Source organism: Sphingomonas sp. Leaf34 (assembly GCF_001421805.1).
Taxonomy (GTDB): Bacteria; Pseudomonadota; Alphaproteobacteria; order Sphingomonadales; family Sphingomonadaceae; genus Sphingomonas.
Genome location: NZ_LMLC01000002.1, coordinates 638,512 through 654,536, shown reverse-complemented (window position 1 = coordinate 654,536; position 16,025 = coordinate 638,512). Strand labels below are relative to the sequence as shown.

Below are 16,025 nucleotides of genomic sequence, written 5' to 3'. Positions count from 1 at the left end.
AAAACGTCCATTCTTTTTGTTGTGATCGTATTGAGAAGTGCTACATCGCCGCCAACGATAAAAATGGAGAGGTTGATGGACGAGTCGTTGTGCAACGACCACGCCGTCCAGGCGGCGGACAGCGGTCGCGGTGCAGTTGCCACCGCAGGCCGTGGCATGACGCCGCTGACGATGGCGCCGAAGCTCGGTTATGCGGCGGGCGCGTTGCTCGACGGCATCGCCAGCCAAGGCGTCGGCATCTTCCTGTTCTTTTATGTGACGACCGTGGCGGGCCTGTCGGCGGCGCTGGCGGGTGTGGCTCTGGCTGCCGGCCTGGTCGTGGATGCGGTGGTCGATCCGCTGATCGGCTCGCTTTCGGACGGTTGGCGGTCGCGGTTCGGCCGGCGGTTGCCGTTCATGATGATCGGCCTGCCGGGTACTGCGCTGTTCCTCGTCCTGATCTTCGCCCTGCCTGTGGGCTGGAGCCAGCTTGCGCTGTTCGCGTGGCTGACGGCATTGTCGATCGGATTGCGGATTTCGATCTCGCTGTTTTTGCTGCCCTATAACGCGGTCGGCGCCGAGCTAAGCGACGACTATGCGGAGCGGTCGTCGATCGCGATGTGGCGCTGGGGCTTTGCAATGCTCGGCGCGCTGGTCGCCATCGTGCTCGGCTTCGGCGTGTTCCTCAGCGGGGCGGGGGGATTGGCGCGCCGGTCCGGCTATCTGCCGCTGGCGCTCAGCATGGCCCTGGTGGCGGCCATAGGCGCCGTGATCGGCATGCGCGCGCTGTCGTCGATGCAGCATCGCCAGCATCCCCCGCTGGTCGATACGGGACGCATCCACCACCGGCTGGCCGCCGAGGTCGGCGAGATCTTTCGCAACCAGTCGTTCCGCACGCTGTTCGTCGGTGCACTGTTACTGTTCACCTCGCTGGCGATCCACAGCACACTCGGCATCCACGCCAACACCTATTTCTGGGGGATGACGGCGGGCCAGATGCAGATGGTGACGTTGTCGCTGTTCGGCGGGCTTTTGCTGGGTGCGCCACTCGCCGCGCCGATGCTGGCGCGCATTGAGAAGCGTACGGTACTGCTGATCGGCATGATCGGCCTCGCGCTCTCGACGTCGCTGCCGACCGCGCTGCGCCTGATCGGGCTGTTCCCGTTCGAGGGCGAGACGCTCGTCCTCGTCCTCTCGGGTTCGGTCTTGATCGGCGGCGTGCTGATGGCGGCGGCAGGGATTGCGTTCGCTTCGATGATGGCGGACGCCGCTGACGAGCACGAACATCTGTTCGGCGCGCGTCGCGAAGGCTTGTACTTCGCCGGCTGGGCGTTCGCGACCAAGGCCGCCGCCGGGATCGGTTCGCTGGTGTCGGGGATCGCGTTACAGGCGATCGGGTTCAGGAGTGCCGGCAGTGGCGCGGTGCATCTGGCGCCCGATACGGTGATGTGGATAGGCATCATCAACGGTCCGGGCGCAGGGCTGCTCGCGCTCGCGGCCGCATCGACGTGTTTCTTCTACCGGCTGGACGCCACACGGCATGCGGGCATCCTCCGCGATCTCGACGCACGACGCGTGACGGTAACAGCATGAGCTGGCTCGCGATCGAGACCGGCGGGACCAAGATCGTCGCGCGCATCGTGGCGGCCGGTGGCATGGTAATGGCGAGTGGTCGCTGGCCGACCACCACGCCCGAAGCCGCACTGACTGGCCTTGTGGCGTTCGCTCGCTCGCTCGACGTCAGCGATGATCCGCTAGTCGCAGTCGGTATCTCGGCGTTCGGGCCGATCCTGATTGACGCTGCTCACCCCGAATATGGCAAAATGCTGGCCACCGCGAAGCCTGGGTGGACCGGCAGCAACCTGCGCGCCGAACTCGCCGAGACGCTGAACATACTGGTGGCAGTCGATACGGACGTCAACGCTGCCGCCACGGCCGAGCGTGAACTCGCGGCAGGGCAGGGCTGTACCAGCGTCGCCTATGTGACGATCGGGACGGGGATCGGCGCAGGGCTTGCCACCGCAACGGGTACGCTGCGTGGTGCCCTGCATCCAGAGATCGGTCATCTGAGGATCGTCCGGCGGCGCGGCGATATCATGCCGTCGACTTGCCCGTTCCACGACGATTGCGCCGAGGGGCTCGCTGCCGGTCCAGCAGTAGCGCAGCGTTTGGGCACGGGCGAGACGCTGATCGCCCGCGAGGACGTGCGTGATCTGACCGCAGGCTATATCGCCCAGTTGCTCGTCGCGATCGTGCTCGCCTGGTCGCCGCACCGGATCGTGATCGGTGGCGGGATTGGCCGTGCACCGTCGATGCTGGCGGCCATCCGCTCCGCCTTTGCCGAAGCGGTTCGCGGCTACGGCATCGGACCAGCCGCCACCGCTGCCGACTTCATCCGTCCGGCCATGCTGGAAGATGCCGGTCTCGACGGCGCTCTATTGATTGCGCGGGGCTTGGTCCCTGCGCGTCTGAAGGATTTCGCATGACGATCCCCAAGCAGCCTGATTGGAGCATCGGACCGTTCGCGCCGCCGCGCCGCATTCTGGAGCAGCGTGCCGACATCGCGTTCGACTGCCCCCTGGCCGGGCGACGTATTGCCTGGGCCGAAAAGGACATCTTCAACCCCGGTGCAGTTGTGCATGAGGGGAAGATCTGCCTGCTGGTTCGTGGCGAGGATCGCGTCGGCCGCTACGCCGGTACTTCGCGCATCGGTCTCGCGACCAGCATCGACGGGGTCCATTTCGATATCGATCCGGAGCCTGTGCTGTTTCCCGCCGACGACCGCTGGCAGGCATGGGAATGGCCCGGCGGCGTGGAGGACCCGCGTGTCGTCGCGTCACCTGATGGCGGCTTCGTTTGCACCTACACCGCGTTCGACGGCAAGGTCGGATGCCTGTTCGTCGCCACCTCGCCTGACCTGCGGACTTGGACCAAGCACGGCCCAGCCTTTGCCGGCTCGCCCTATGTCCGCCGACCGACGAAAGCGGGTGCGATCGTGACCGCGCTAGTCGATGGGCGGCTCGTCGCGGCTCGGATCGACGGTCGCTACTGGATGTATTGGGGGGAAGGCATGGTCTTTGCCGCCACCTCCACCGACCTGATCCGCTGGACGCCGCTGGAATCGGAAACCGCGCCCGATCGCTATCTAACCTGGGATCCGAGTGCGAGCGGCCTGATGGGACATTGGACGATCGATCGGATTGAGGGGCCGCGCGGCCTGCGCGCGATCGCCGGGCCGCGTGGTCACCGGTTCGACTCGCTGTTGACCGAACCGGGGCCCCCCGCGGTCCTGACCCATGACGGCATTGTGCTGATCTACAACGGCACCAACCATTTCGACGGCGGCGTCGCCGACGCGCCGCCGTTCGCCTACCAGCCCGGACAGATGCTGCTCGACGCGCGCGATCCGAGCGCGGTGATCGGGCGCTTGCCGGAGCCTTTCCTGCGCATCGACCCGGCGGAAGCCGCGGGGCAGGTCGGCAATGTGTGTTTCGCGCAGGGGCTCGTGGCGTTCGCCGGCCGCTGGTGGCTGTTCGTCGGCCTCGCGGACTCGCGGCTCGGCGTGTCGCAGGGACCACCGCTACCGGCCTGAGCGCCGCTATTTATGTGTTTGATAGTCACAATACGGAGAAACCCCGTGAAATTGTTTGGCCTGCTCGTCGTCCTGCCTTTCCTCTCCACTGCGGCGATCGCGAGGGAGACGCCCGAGTGCAAGGTCAGGATCCTGCGCCCCGTCGCCGACGATAGCGGGAACCGGTTGAGGACCGGTCAGATCGTGACGGCGGACTTCGTTCGGCGCGATGCGACCGGGCTCTCGTTCTGCGCGGATCATGGCACCTGCGTCGCACGCATGAACAACGGTGAGCAGACCGCGCAGCCGATAGATTGCCACATCGGCAAAGCGGACTCCCACGGGACCGTCTGGCTCGATCCCAATCCCAAGGTACTGGGGACGGCCGTCTCGCGTCGAATGCTCGCTCGCCGATATGCGCAGGGCAAACTCGTCGACCTGGGGTTCAGCATGGCGACCTCGGGCAGCTATGCCGAGGCGTATGCTGCGAAGCCCGCATCTTCGGACGGCAGGCTGGTAACGCGTGTGCTCGCAGGGTCTTCCGCGGCGCTTGCAAGCCTGAAGAAGGCGTCCGGCGAGCAATAGGCGGGCGCGGCGCACACCGCAATCGTTGCCCAGCGAGACGTGATACAAGGAACGACACCCATGACCTATCGAAGGACCGCGTCAGGCGTTGTCAGCGCAGTGGTGATGACCATGGCTGCGTCGCCGCCGCTGATCGCGCAGCGCGTCGATGGAGACTTTCGCTCCGGACCGGCTTCTGGACGCGCGGAGGTGCCGATCCGCCAGCTTCAACTCAGCAACGGCACCACCCGGTACGCGATACCGATCTCGGTCGGTGGCCAACCCGTGCTAGTCGGACTTGATACCGGATCGGCAGGGTTGCGTCTTCTGCCAGACGCACAGGCTGGGTTGCAGTCGACCGGCAAGGCCAATCACGAACCGTTCGGCAGCGGCGTCGTGCTCGATGGCCCGATTGCCCGTGGCCAGATCGGGGTCGGCAACCGGTCCGCCGTCATCGGCGTTCAACAGGTGCTCGGTGTCCATTGCGCAAAGGGAGGCAACGCATGTGCGGCCAGGCTGGGTATCGGGCGATACCGGGTGATGGGCGACGGTCTTCCCGGCGAAGGCTTTCTCGGGATCATCGGCATCAAGCCCAATCTTGACGCGATCCCACGCAATCCGTTCGTCCAGCTCGGCATTCACCGCTGGATCGTCAGCCTGCCGCAACCCGGATCGGGGCGACCTGGCACGCTGATGCTGAACCCGAACGCGCGTGACGAAGCCGGCTTCCGCCAGGTGCCGTCAGGGCAAAACCCCGGTCAGGTGCTGGCATGCCTGTACCGGCCGACGCCAAGGCCCGCGCGTGCTTGCGGGAACGCGACACTGGATACTGGCGCACCTGGGATCGGCGTCTTTAACGCGGGCATGTTCCCGCAAGCGATAGCTGGCGCACCTGCGCGGTTCGTGTTCGGCGCGCCGGACGCCCGCTCACCCGGCATGACGCTTCGCCTGAACGACCGCCGCCAGATGACGAAATACTCGGCGATCGACAAGCCGGGCGAGCAGGCCGCGCAGCTACGCATGGGTGTGACCCCGTATCTAGCCTACGATATCCTCTACGATGCCGATCGCGGTACGATGGCGGTACGGGCGCGTCCGTCATTTCCCGGCGGCCCCGCGGCGCAACCGTAAGGGACCGGTCCGCGTGCCTACGCGGCATAGCCGTGAAGGTTCTTTCGAAGACCCCGACAAGCACCAATCTCAAATGCGAGGTACTTCGATGCCGATCAAACCCGACGCTCCCTGGAATGTCGATCGACGGACCGCGTTGGCAATGGTCGCGGGAGCGGGGCTCATGCCCGCCCTGTTGCGCGCCGCGCCGCCGCAGGACGTTTGGCCGCTCTGGTCGACGCCGCCGGGCGGTGGTGGCCCCGCCGGCCCGGTCGCGATCGACGGGCGCGGCGCCGTCAGCAACATCGCGGTCCCGACGATCACCGTCGTCCGGCCGCATCGTCCGACCGGAGCGGCAATACTGATCGCCGGGGGCGGCGGATACAAGCGGATCGAGGAGGGGAAGGAGGCTATTCCCGCGGCATCGTGGCTGGCGGCTTATGGCATCACCGCGTTCATTTTGTGCTATCGCCTCCCCGGCGAGGGGTGGGCGGATGGCCCGTTGGCGCCGTTGCAGGACGCGCAGCGTGCGCTCCGCCTGATCCGTTCGCGGTCAGGTTCGCTAGGTATCGATCCGGAACGCGTCGGCGTCCTGGGCTTCTCGGCCGGCGGTCATCTGCTGGGGCTGGCCGCGACGCGGTCGAACTTCCCGTCATATGCTCCGATGGACGTCATAGACCGGCAATCCGCCCGGCCCAATGTCGCGGCACTGATCTATCCGGTGGTGACGCTGAAGCCACCCTATGACCATACATCGACGCGGCGCGTGCTGATCGGCGCGCATCCCGGTGCGGCGGTGAGCGCTGACTGGTCGGTCGAGACACATGTGCGTGCCGCCTGTCCGCCGATATTCCTTGTCCAGGCCGAGGACGATCCGATCTCCGACCCGCACAACGCGCTCATTCTCCGCGATGCGTGCGAGAGAGCGCGCATCCCGGTCGAACTGCACCGCCTGCCGTCCGGTCGGCACGGCGTCGGCATGGGCGTCGCGGGCACGCCATCGGCGCAATGGCCGCAGTGGCTTGAATCCTGGCTCGCCGCGCATCGCTTCTCGGCGGCGAACGCGGATCATGGCGGTAAGCGGTGATGCAGAATTTGGTCACAATCGCCGAAGGGCTGAGGTTTCCAGAAGGGCCGGTCGCGATGCCCGATGGCAGCGTCATCCTGGTCGAAATAGCGGCCGGCCGGGTCACCCGCGTCGGTTCAGACGGCAACAAGACCGTGGTCGCCGAACCCGGCGGGGGGCCGAACGGACTGGCCGTGGGGCCCGACGGTAAGCTGTATTGCTGCAACAACGGCGGTTTCGCATGGCGCGAGGCGTTCGGGTACCTGATCCCTCATGGACAGGTCGACGACTATGGCGGCGGCCGGATCGAACGAATCGACATTGCCACGGGCTATGTCGAAACGCTCTACAGCGAAGCCGTCAATGCCCCGCTGCGGGCTCCGAACGACATCGTTTTCGATGCGCATGGCGGCTTCTGGTTCACAGATCACGGCAAGACCCGAACGCGCGAGCGCGACGTTACCGGCGTGTTCTACGCAACGGCCGACGGCAGAGAGTGTCGAGAAGTCATTTTCCCACTCGAGAACCCGAATGGCATCGGCCTGTCGCCAGATGGAGGCACCCTGTACGTCTCCGAGACCTTTACCCGCAGTCTCTGGGCGTTCGATATCATCGGTCCTGGGCAGGTTGCTGGCGGTGGTCCGTCAGGCGGCAGCGGGGGGCGTTTCCTGTATGCTCCCGGCGGCTATGCATTCTTCGATTCCCTCGGCGTCGAAGAGAGCGGCAACATCTGCGTCGCGACCCTTGGGACGGGCGGCATCACCGTGATCTCGCCGCGTGGCGGGCTGGTCGAAACCGTCGCGACGGATGATCCCTACACGACCAATATCTGTTGGGGCGGCATCAACCACCGTACCGCGTTCGTCACGCTATCGGCGACCGGCAGGCTGGCGAGTGCCAATTGGGCGCGGCCGGGTTTGAGGCTGGCGTTCTAGCGGCGCCCGCTCCAGTCTCAAAATCGGCCGATGGCATGCAGCATCAAAACTACCCAAGCTGAAAAGGAACCTCCAGTTGTTGTCCTAGATGCATGGTATTTCTCAGCCGTCACCCACGCAGAGCTCGGCTATTTCCAAATCTGCGGTGGCTACCGTGGCAACAAGTTGCGGCGATCGGAGGCATCAACCGCGGGCTGTTCTCAGTGCTAGGCTGGTCGATTGCGTTCCTGGTCGTGGAATTTGAGCGCATGCGGCGCCGGTGAGCTTGCCGCTAAATAGCTAATTGCTTTGAAGCTGCCGCTCAAGGCTGCCTACCCGTGATCGTCGGCCGGCGCTGCTAAACCAGTCAAAGTCTTGCCCCTGAATCCGCGATATCAGCCAAGGATGCTAGTCGGGCGATCATGAGCGAGCGTCTGAAGATGGGAAGCGGAGAGAGGCACCTGAGCGACCGGAAATGGGTCAATCCCGCCATCTGACCGCTACGCACGGACTATGTCCGTGCCCCGCCGCTATACGAGGCGGCGCCGGTCGTCATATCGATCACGAAGGTATCACCGCCGATCCGGCTCGCATAGAACCTTCCGTCGATATTGCTGATGGCGGAGAAGGTGTCGGTCGCGGGGCGGGTCGCATCGAAATTCAGGTGCATGTCGTCCGTCGCGCCCTGTTCCGGCGCAATCTGCCACACAGGCCAGTTGCTGGCGTCGAACAGGAACACCTCTCGTCCCCAGATCTCCCGGTGAATGACATCTCTCGCCAGATACGCATCGAACAGAACCAGACGCCCCAAGCCTGGCACCGGTAAGATCATGCCTATTGGGTAAGACTGCACAACTCGGTCCGATATCCTCGTTCGACACCACAATACGACGTGGCGGTTAATTCCCGAAATTCGATCTTTTTTGAGAAAGCTTAGCGGTCAAAGGGAGGGGCTTGCCGTCCTAACTTCACTCTGGGATTGGACATGAACAAGCGGCCGGAGTTGGGGAGCTGTCCCGATGCTCTGAGCGTCTGCTTTTGGGTCTGGAAGCAGATGCCGTGCTTTGGCACCCCTCAAAGTGTTAGGGATGCTTCCTTCACCATCTAACACGACGTTGACATCGGCTGATGCACGTATGGCCCTCCGCTCGCTTTGATGGCTTACTCAAGCCTTGGTGCGTTCACAGCGACGGCATCGAACGGTGATCGTCCGGCCGCGACGGACGATCTACCTTCTGTCCGCTTCGGTCCTCAAAGCCCCAATTGGCAGCATTCAGTGCAAACGTCGCAAACCCGATAAGCTAACTGGTATAGACAGGGGTTTGATTCTGGTTTGTAAATAGGTATGCTCATGATCAATTAGCCGTCAGGCAATTACGATGGGAGCGGGAATGAGAGGTTGTGGGGTGCTGTTGGCGATCGTGACTGCCGCGGCGGCCCCGATCAGCGTTAACGCCAAGATCGTAACGGCCAACGCCGCAGGGTCCCTCGCTGCCGCTATTCGCAATGCGAAGCCCGGCGACACGATACTCATGGCGAATGGTACTTGGTCCGATATCGCCATCGTGATGGCGGGACGGGGGACTGCAGGACATCCCATCACATTGCGCGCCGAACATCCTGGCAAAGTTGTTATCACAGGCCGCTCGAGCCTTAAGATCGCCGGCCATCATATGGTCGTGTCGGGCTTGGTATTCCGAGATGGCTATGCACCGAACGGTGAGGTGATCGCTTTCCGCAACGGCTCCAAGGAATGGGCGGAACATTCCCGGCTGACCGATGTCGTCGTCGATCGGTTCAATCAGCCCGATCGCCGCAAGGAGGACCATTGGGTTGCACTATACGGCCGCGATAACCGCGTTGATCACGCGCACTTCGAGGGCAAGGAGAACGGCGGGGCGATGATGGTCGTGGTACGCGATGCTGCGCGGCCGCTCGATAATCGTCACCGGATCGACCATAACTATTTCGGACCGCGACCCGTGCTGGGATCGAACGGCGGCGAGACGATCCGCATCGGTACGAGCACGGAATCGGCAAGCGCCTCGCATACCATCGTCGAAGACAATGTCTTCGAGCGCTGCGACGGGGAGGTCGAGATCGTCTCGGTAAAGTCGGGTGGCAACATCGTCCGGCGTAACGTGTTCCTCCAGTCGCAGGGTTCGGTGGTCTTGCGCCACGGCGACGGCAATCTGGTCGAGGACAACGTCTTTCTTGGCGGCGGCATCGAACATACCGGCGGCGTACGCGTGATTAATCGCGGCCAGATTGTCCGGGGTAATTACATGGAGGGGCTCGCCGGAACCGAGTTCACCAGCGCGGTCACGGTGATGAACGGCGTACCGAACTCGCCGATCAACCGCTACGTACCCGTCAGCGACGCGCTGATCGAGCGCAACAGCGTCATCGATGGTTCGCGGATCACGTTTGGCGCAGGCGCGAGCGACGAGCGATCTGTGGCGCCGATGGCGACGCGGTTCACTGACAACCTCATCGTCAATACCGGCGGGGCCGATCCTTTTCGCGCGGAGGCGTCCATCGCCGGTATTCGGTTCGAGGGGAATGTCCGCACGACGACGGGTTCGCTGGCGCTTCCGATCGATGGTAGGGCGGTAAACCTCGCGCGTGCCGCCAATGGCCTGCTGTATCCGACCGACAAGACCTTTGCCGAACTTGGTGCGTCGCGCGGGCTGAAACCCATCGTGAAGTCTGATGTGGGCGTGGCTTGGTACCCAAAGCCGGCGAGCATGGTGGTCGCGTTCGGGAGCGGGCACGTGCGGCCCGTGGTGCGTAACGCCGTCGAGCTGGCCAAGGCGGTGGCGACGGCCGAGACCGGTGACACGATCGCGCTGTCGCCCGGACGCTATCGGCTCACCGCGCCGCTGGTGGTGGATCGGACGTTGACGCTTGCCGGGCCGGTCGGCCGCACGGCGGTGATCAGCTACACGCCGGCAGCGCTGTTCGTCGTCCGCGACGGAGGCAGGTTGCGGCTCGACCATCTTGCCGTCTCCGGTGCCGCGACCCCGAACTTGTCTGGCAATGCGGTCATCCGTGCCGCGCCGATGCTGTCCAATTATGCGATCGAGATCGACGACAGCGGCTTTTCCGGCATGGCGCAGACACTTGGTTTCGATGTCGTCGCGACTGCCGAGGCGTCGCTAGCCGACCGGATCGCTATCCGCGGCAGCGACTTCGCGGACGTATCCGGCGCCGTGATCGCGGCCCATGCCGAGCACGGCGCCAAGGGCCTTTACAGCGCCGAGCATGTGCTGATCGACAACTCCCGGTTCACGCGCGTCGGGACGATCGCAGACGTGTTCCGCGGGGGTGCCGACGAGAGCACCTATGGTCCCCATTTTCGGCTGACGGGGTCGACCATCACGAACAGCGGCAAGCCGGCGGGATCGATCCTGCTGTCGGGCGTGCAGGAGACGGACATCAGCGACAACCGGTTCGCGCGCAGCGGTGGAATCGTCGCGGCGCATAGCGTCGGGTCGCCGCTGACCCGGATCGCCGACAACGTCTTCGTCGACACCGCGACGCCCGTCGTCCGCGAACTTTTCCACAAGGGGCCGCCACGAGCCCTGATCGCCGAAAACACCGTGAGAGGATCCCAGTAATGCGCGTATCGCGCCTTTTCCCCAGTATGGCCGCCGGCCTCGCCATCGTCGCATCGATGGCCTCTGCACAGTCGGTGGTCGCCCCCGATCCGGTCGCTGCGCCCGTACTATTCAAGCCTGCCGCGATGGCGACCATGACCGGATCGGGCGCCAAGTCTCCGCTGTTCGGCGAAGAGCTGCGCCGGGTTCGCCGCACGGTCGATGCCGCGATCAAGGCGGGGATCAACGTTCCGGTGCCCAAGGACCCCGGCGGCGGGGCGACCCACGAGCAGCACAAGCGCAACTACATCGCGCTCTATGGGGCTGGGATCCTGTACCGGATCACCGGGGACCGCATCTACGCCGATTACGCGCGGCGCATGCTGCTCGAATATGCCCGGCTATATCCAACGCTCGGGGCGCATCCGGCGGCCGCGAACGAGGCGGCGGGGCGGCTGTTCTGGCAAAGCCTCAATGACAGCGTCTGGCTGGTCTATGCGGTGCAGGGCTATGATGCGATCCGCGACACGCTGTCGGCAGCGGACCGCAAGACGATCGACGATAATGTGTTCCGGCGCATGGCGACGTTCCTCTCGGAGGGCCAGCCGAAGATCTTCAACCTGATCCACAACCACGCCACCTGGGCGGTCGCGGCGGTCGGTATGACCGGGTACGTGCTGCGCGACCGGGCGCTGGTCGACAAGGCGCTGAAGGGATCGGACCTCAGCGGCAAATCGGGCTTCATCGCGCAGGTCGACCAGCTGTTCTCGCCCGCCGGCTATTACACCGAAGGGCCCTATTACCAGCGCTATGCGATGCTGCCGTTCGTGCTGTTCGCCAAGGCGATCGAGACCAACGATCCTGGCCAGCGCATCTTCGCGCACCGCGACGGCGTGCTGGTGAAGGCGATCCGTACATCGATCCAATTGACCTATGACGGCTATTTCTTTCCGCTGAACGACGCGATGCCGGACAAGAGCCTGAAAACCGACGAGCTCTATCAGGCGGTGGCGATCGGGTATGGCGTGACCAGGGACCCGACGTTCCTGTCGATCGCGCAGTGGCAGGGGCAGACCGTGCTGACCCCCGACGGACTGCTCGTGTCGCAGGATCTGGCGGCAGGCAAGGCCCGGCCGTTCGTCTATACCTCGCAGCTATTCAGCGACGGACCCGACGGCAAGCAGGGCGGCATCGCGGTCATGCGTGCCGGACCCGGCGACCGAGACGAAGTGGTGGTCGCGAAAAACACCGCGATGGGCCTCGGGCATGGCCATTTCGACAAGCTGAACTGGCTGTTCTACGAAAATGGCAACGCGGTCGTGACCGATTACGGCGCCGCGCGCTTCCTGAACGTCGAGAGCAAGGACGGCGGGCGATACCTCAAGGAAAACGAGAGCTGGGCAAAGCAGACCGTCGCGCACAACACCTTGGTGGTCGACCAAGCCAGTCATTTCGGCGGCAAGTGGAAGGTCGGCCAGACGCTGGCGCCGAAGCAGATCTATTTCTCCGGCGACGGCGCGACCAAGGTCAGCATCGCGGAAATGACCGGTGCCTATCCCGGCGTCGTCTTCCGCCGGACGCTGGTGCAACTGCCGATCCCCGGCGGTGCGACGCCGGTGGTGGTCGACCTGCTCCATGCGGCCGGCGGCACGCCGGCCACCTATGACCTGCCGTTGCATTATAGCGGCCATATCACCGACGTCGGATTCCCGGTGCAGTCGAACGGCAAGGCGCGGCCGGTGCTTGGGACGGCGAACGGGTATCAGCACATCTGGGTCGATGCCGTCGGTACGCCAGATCCGACCAACGCGAATGTCACATGGCTCAAGGGTGGCCGGTTCTACACCTATCGCGTGCTGCCTCCGCAGGGAGCGACGATGATCCTCGGCGAGAGCGGCGCCAACGATCCGCGGTTCAACCTGCGTCGCGAGCCGATGCTGATCCAGCGCGTGACGGGCGCGACCACGACGGACTTCGTCGGCGTACTCGAGCCGCATGGCGCCTATGATCCATCCGCCGAAACGACGGTGGGCGCGAAGTCACGGATCGTTGCCCTGCACCATGTCCGCGGCAAAGACGGCGATGTCGTGGTGCTCGATCTCGGTAACGGCGGCGCCGTCACGCTCGGCATCGCCGAGAACGCCGATCCGGCGGCCGCACACAGCGTCGCGATCGAGGGGCGGGCGGTCAGCTGGAAGGGGCCGTTCGCACGCTTCGACACGCCCAAGGCGGTGAAATAACATGGTCGCGACGTCGAAGACTCCTCAGGTCGACGGGCCGGGGCGGAAAATCCAGGGGCTGCGGTGGTGCGTGATCGGGCTGATCGGGCTGGCGACCGTCATCAACTATATCGATCGCAACGCGCTGGCGGTGATGTGGCCCGCAGTGTCGAAGGACATCGGTGCGGACAAGGCCGATTACGCGCTGCTCGTGACGGTGTTCATGCTGGCCTATGCGGTCGGGCAGTCGCTGTTCGGGCGCATTCTCGACGTGATCGGCACGCGGCTCGGCTTCGTGGTGTCGATCGCGGTGTGGTCGCTGTCGATCGCCTTGCACGCGGCCGTCCGCTCGCTCGGAATGCTGGCGGTGCTGCGCGTCACGCTGGGGACGAGCGAGGCGGGCAATTGGCCCGGCGCGGTGAAGGCGAACGCGACGTGGTTTCCGCCGCGCGAACGCGCACTGGCACAAGGCATCTTCAATTCCGGCGCGGCGATCGGCGCGATCATCTCGGCGCCGCTCGTGGCATTGCTCTATGTCCAGATCGGCTGGCGCGCCACGTTCCTCATGGTCGGTATCCTCGGCTTCCTCTGGCTGTTGCCGTGGCTGTGGCTGTACCGCGGCGATCCCGACGCGCATCCCTGGCTGACTGAGGCCGAACGGGCGCATATCAACGGCGCGCACGAGGACGGCGCCGCGGCGTCGACCGGTTACGCGCCGACGATGCGCGGGCTGCTGCGGCATCGCCAGAGCTGGGCGATCATCGTCAGCCGCTTCTTCCTCGATCCGGTCTGGTGGCTGTTCGTCTCGTGGCTGCCGATCTATCTCGCGGAGACGTTCGGGTTCGACGTCAAGCAGATCGGGCTGTTCGCCTGGGTGCCCTATGTCGGCGCGATGCTCGGCAGCCTGAGCGGCGGCTGGCTGTCGGGGCGTCTGATTCAGGCGGGCTGGCCGGTGCTGCGTGCGCGTAAGGTGGTCATCACCGGGGGCGGGGCGATCATGCTGCCGGCGCTGCTGCTGACGATGGGCGCGGCGACGCCGCTGGCCGCCGTGCTGCTGATCGCCGTCGTCCTGTTCGGTTTCCAGGTGGCCATCAACAACATCCAGACGCTGCCGAGCGACTATTTCGCCGGCGGTGCGGTCGGCAGTCTTGCCGGGATCAGCGGCACCGCAGCGGTTGCCGGCACGCTGATCACGACTTGGCTTGTGCCGAGCATGACCGCGCAAAGCTACGCACCGATCTTCGCGCTCAGCGCGGCGATCGTTCCGGTTTCCATCGCCGCCCTCTGGCTGCTGGGCGGCTCGCACGCTCCAGTCGCACCCGAGGGCGGCATCACCACCAAGCACAAAGGGTTACGTCCATGAGGTTCACGAACAAAACGGCCATCGTCACGGGTGGCGGGCGCGATATCGGCAAGTCGGTCTCGCTGCGGCTCGCCAGCGAAGGCGCCAAGGTCCTCGTCAACTATCGCAGCGACGAGGCCGCAGCACAGGCGACCGTCGACGAGATTACCGCCGCGGGCGGCACGGCCGTGCTGTTCCGGGCGGACGTGACGAAGGCGGCCGAGGTCACGGCGATGGTCGAGGCGACGGTGGCGGCATTCGGCGGGACGATCGACATTGTCGTCAACCTCGCCGGTGGGATGATCGCGCGGAAAACCATTGCCGAGATGGACGAGGCGTTCTTCGACACGGTCATGGACCTGAACCTGAAATCGGCATTCCTGGTGACCAAGGCGGCGCTGCCGTACATCCCGAGCGGTGGGTCGATCGTCAACATCGCCTCGCTCGCCGGACGCGATGGCGGGGGGCCGGGCGCAACGATTTATGCGACGTCGAAGGGTGCGCTGATGTCGCTGACGCGCGGTCTGGCGAAGGAGCTGGGCCCGCAGGGTATCCGGGTGAACGCGCTGTGCCCGGGTCTTATCGGCACCAGCTTCCACGATATCTTCTCCAAGCCTGAGGGGCGCAAGGCGACCGCTGGCAACACCCCGTTGCGGCGCGAGGGGCATCCGGACGAAGTCGCCTCCGCGGTCGCGTTCCTGGCGTCCGACGACGCGTCGTTCCTGACCGGCACGAACGTCGATATCAATGGCGGGTTGTTCTTCTCGTAAGACCGGACGTCCGCAAGAAAGGGAGAGGAATGATGCGCAAGACGGCCGTAACGTTCGCAGCGCTTTCACTGGCTAGTGGAGCTTGGGCGCAAGGCGTGCCCAAGCCGCGTACCGACGCGCCGCTGATCCAGGCGTACAAGATTATCCTGGTGGGGGACTCGACGATGGCGCCTGGCAGCGGCTGGGCGTCCGCGTTCTGCGCAAGCCATGTGAAATCGTCGATCGCCTGCCTCAACCTGGGGCGGGGCGGTCGCAGCACGCGCAGCTATCGCGCGGAAGGGTCGTGGGCGATCGCGCTCGATGAGGCGAAGGTGCGCGGCTACAAGGCGACCTATGTGCTGATCCAGTTCGCGCACAACGACCAGTCGGAAAAATCGGAACGGTGGACCGACCGGACGACGGAGTTCCCCGCGAACCTGAAGCGCTATGTCGAGGAGGTTCGGGGGGCGGGGGCCATCCCGGTGCTGGTGACGCCGTTGACGCGACGCGACTTCAAGGACGGCAGGTTGCAGAATACGTTGGCGGAATGGTCCGACGAGGTGCGGAAAGTGGCGACGGCGATGAAGGTGCCTCTGGTCGATCTCAACGCGCATAGCGCCGCGCTCGTGCAGCAACTCGGCGCGGTGGATGCGGCGAAGCTCGCGATGGCCGAACCACTGCCGGCCGAACTGGCGGCGGCACAGTCAGGCACCACGCTCAAGGCGCGGACGGCGGAGGAGGCGAAACTGCCCGAGGCGCCCGCCAAGCCCAACGGTCCACGTGGCCAGTTCGGGCTGAAGTTCGATCACACGCATGTCGGGGCGGCCGGCGCCCAGGTCTTCGCCCGGATGGTGACGCAGGATCTGGCAGCGGCGGTGCCTGCCTTGCAAGGTCAGATGGTGCCCTGAGGCG

Annotated in this window: 13 protein-coding genes; 12 read left to right on the top strand and 1 reads right to left on the bottom strand. The window is 65.0% G+C overall.

What is annotated here, in order from left to right:
* Nucleotides 1–75 precede the first annotated feature (75 nt).
* The 7 genes from ASF00_RS08155 to ASF00_RS08125 all read left to right on the top strand — a co-directional run bounded on the left by ASF00_RS08155 (nucleotide 76) and on the right by ASF00_RS08125 (nucleotide 7,225).
* The gene (locus tag ASF00_RS08155) at nucleotides 76–1,572 is read left to right on the top strand and encodes an MFS transporter (RefSeq protein ID WP_055876827.1); all 1,497 of its coding nucleotides are present in this window, start codon (nucleotides 76–78) and stop codon (nucleotides 1,570–1,572) included.
* Nucleotides 1,569–2,465 carry an ROK family protein gene (locus ASF00_RS08150; RefSeq protein ID WP_055876823.1) on the top strand — a complete coding sequence of 299 codons (897 nt, stop codon included), beginning with the start codon at nucleotides 1,569–1,571 and terminating at the stop codon, nucleotides 2,463–2,465. Before ASF00_RS08155 ends, ASF00_RS08150 begins: the two co-directional genes overlap by 4 nt.
* Nucleotides 2,462–3,571: a glycoside hydrolase family 130 protein gene (locus tag ASF00_RS08145; RefSeq protein WP_082463302.1), complete on the top strand. Its 1,110-nt coding sequence runs from the start codon at nucleotides 2,462–2,464 to the stop codon at nucleotides 3,569–3,571. Before ASF00_RS08150 ends, ASF00_RS08145 begins: the two co-directional genes overlap by 4 nt.
* 45 nt (nucleotides 3,572–3,616) lie before the next feature.
* Nucleotides 3,617–4,135, top strand: coding sequence for a hypothetical protein (locus tag ASF00_RS08140; RefSeq protein ID WP_055876820.1), 519 nt, complete (start codon nucleotides 3,617–3,619; stop codon nucleotides 4,133–4,135).
* A 60-nt stretch (nucleotides 4,136–4,195) separates the two neighbouring features.
* A complete protein-coding gene (locus ASF00_RS08135; RefSeq protein ID WP_156348241.1) occupies nucleotides 4,196–5,245 on the top strand; it encodes a hypothetical protein in 1,050 nt (349 codons plus the stop codon).
* Between the two features lie 88 nt (nucleotides 5,246–5,333).
* Entirely contained in the window at nucleotides 5,334–6,311 is a 978-nt protein-coding gene (locus ASF00_RS08130; protein ID WP_055876813.1) for an alpha/beta hydrolase, read from the top strand.
* Nucleotides 6,311–7,225, top strand: a complete 915-nt coding sequence (locus ASF00_RS08125) for an SMP-30/gluconolactonase/LRE family protein (RefSeq protein ID WP_055876808.1) — start codon at nucleotides 6,311–6,313, stop codon at nucleotides 7,223–7,225. The genes ASF00_RS08130 and ASF00_RS08125 overlap by 1 nt, the downstream gene beginning before the upstream one ends.
* A gap of 490 nt (nucleotides 7,226–7,715) precedes the next feature.
* Here ASF00_RS08125 and ASF00_RS08120 read toward each other — a convergent pair whose 3' ends face one another.
* The gene (locus tag ASF00_RS08120) at nucleotides 7,716–8,036 is read right to left on the bottom strand and encodes a hypothetical protein (RefSeq protein ID WP_156348239.1); all 321 of its coding nucleotides are present in this window, start codon (nucleotides 8,034–8,036) and stop codon (nucleotides 7,716–7,718) included.
* A gap of 547 nt (nucleotides 8,037–8,583) precedes the next feature.
* Here ASF00_RS08120 and ASF00_RS08115 point away from each other — a divergent pair.
* From ASF00_RS08115 to ASF00_RS08095, 5 genes are read left to right on the top strand one after another with little or no spacing between them, the layout of a single operon-like run.
* Nucleotides 8,584–10,824: a polysaccharide lyase 6 family protein gene (locus ASF00_RS08115; RefSeq protein WP_327196352.1), complete on the top strand. Its 2,241-nt coding sequence runs from the start codon at nucleotides 8,584–8,586 to the stop codon at nucleotides 10,822–10,824.
* Nucleotides 10,825–10,880: 56 nt separating this feature from the next.
* The gene (locus ASF00_RS08110; RefSeq protein WP_200910501.1) at nucleotides 10,881–13,043 is read left to right on the top strand and encodes an alginate lyase family protein; all 2,163 of its coding nucleotides are present in this window, start codon (nucleotides 10,881–10,883) and stop codon (nucleotides 13,041–13,043) included.
* Between the two features lies 1 nt (nucleotide 13,044).
* A complete protein-coding gene (locus ASF00_RS08105) occupies nucleotides 13,045–14,385 on the top strand; it encodes an MFS transporter (RefSeq protein ID WP_055876797.1) in 1,341 nt (446 codons plus the stop codon).
* Complete coding sequence (locus ASF00_RS08100; RefSeq protein WP_055876793.1) at nucleotides 14,382–15,134, top strand: SDR family NAD(P)-dependent oxidoreductase; 753 nt, start codon at nucleotides 14,382–14,384, stop codon at nucleotides 15,132–15,134. The genes ASF00_RS08105 and ASF00_RS08100 overlap by 4 nt, the downstream gene beginning before the upstream one ends.
* A gap of 32 nt (nucleotides 15,135–15,166) precedes the next feature.
* A complete protein-coding gene (locus ASF00_RS08095; RefSeq protein WP_055876789.1) occupies nucleotides 15,167–16,021 on the top strand; it encodes a rhamnogalacturonan acetylesterase in 855 nt (284 codons plus the stop codon).
* The last annotated feature ends 4 nt before the right edge of the window (nucleotides 16,022–16,025 follow it).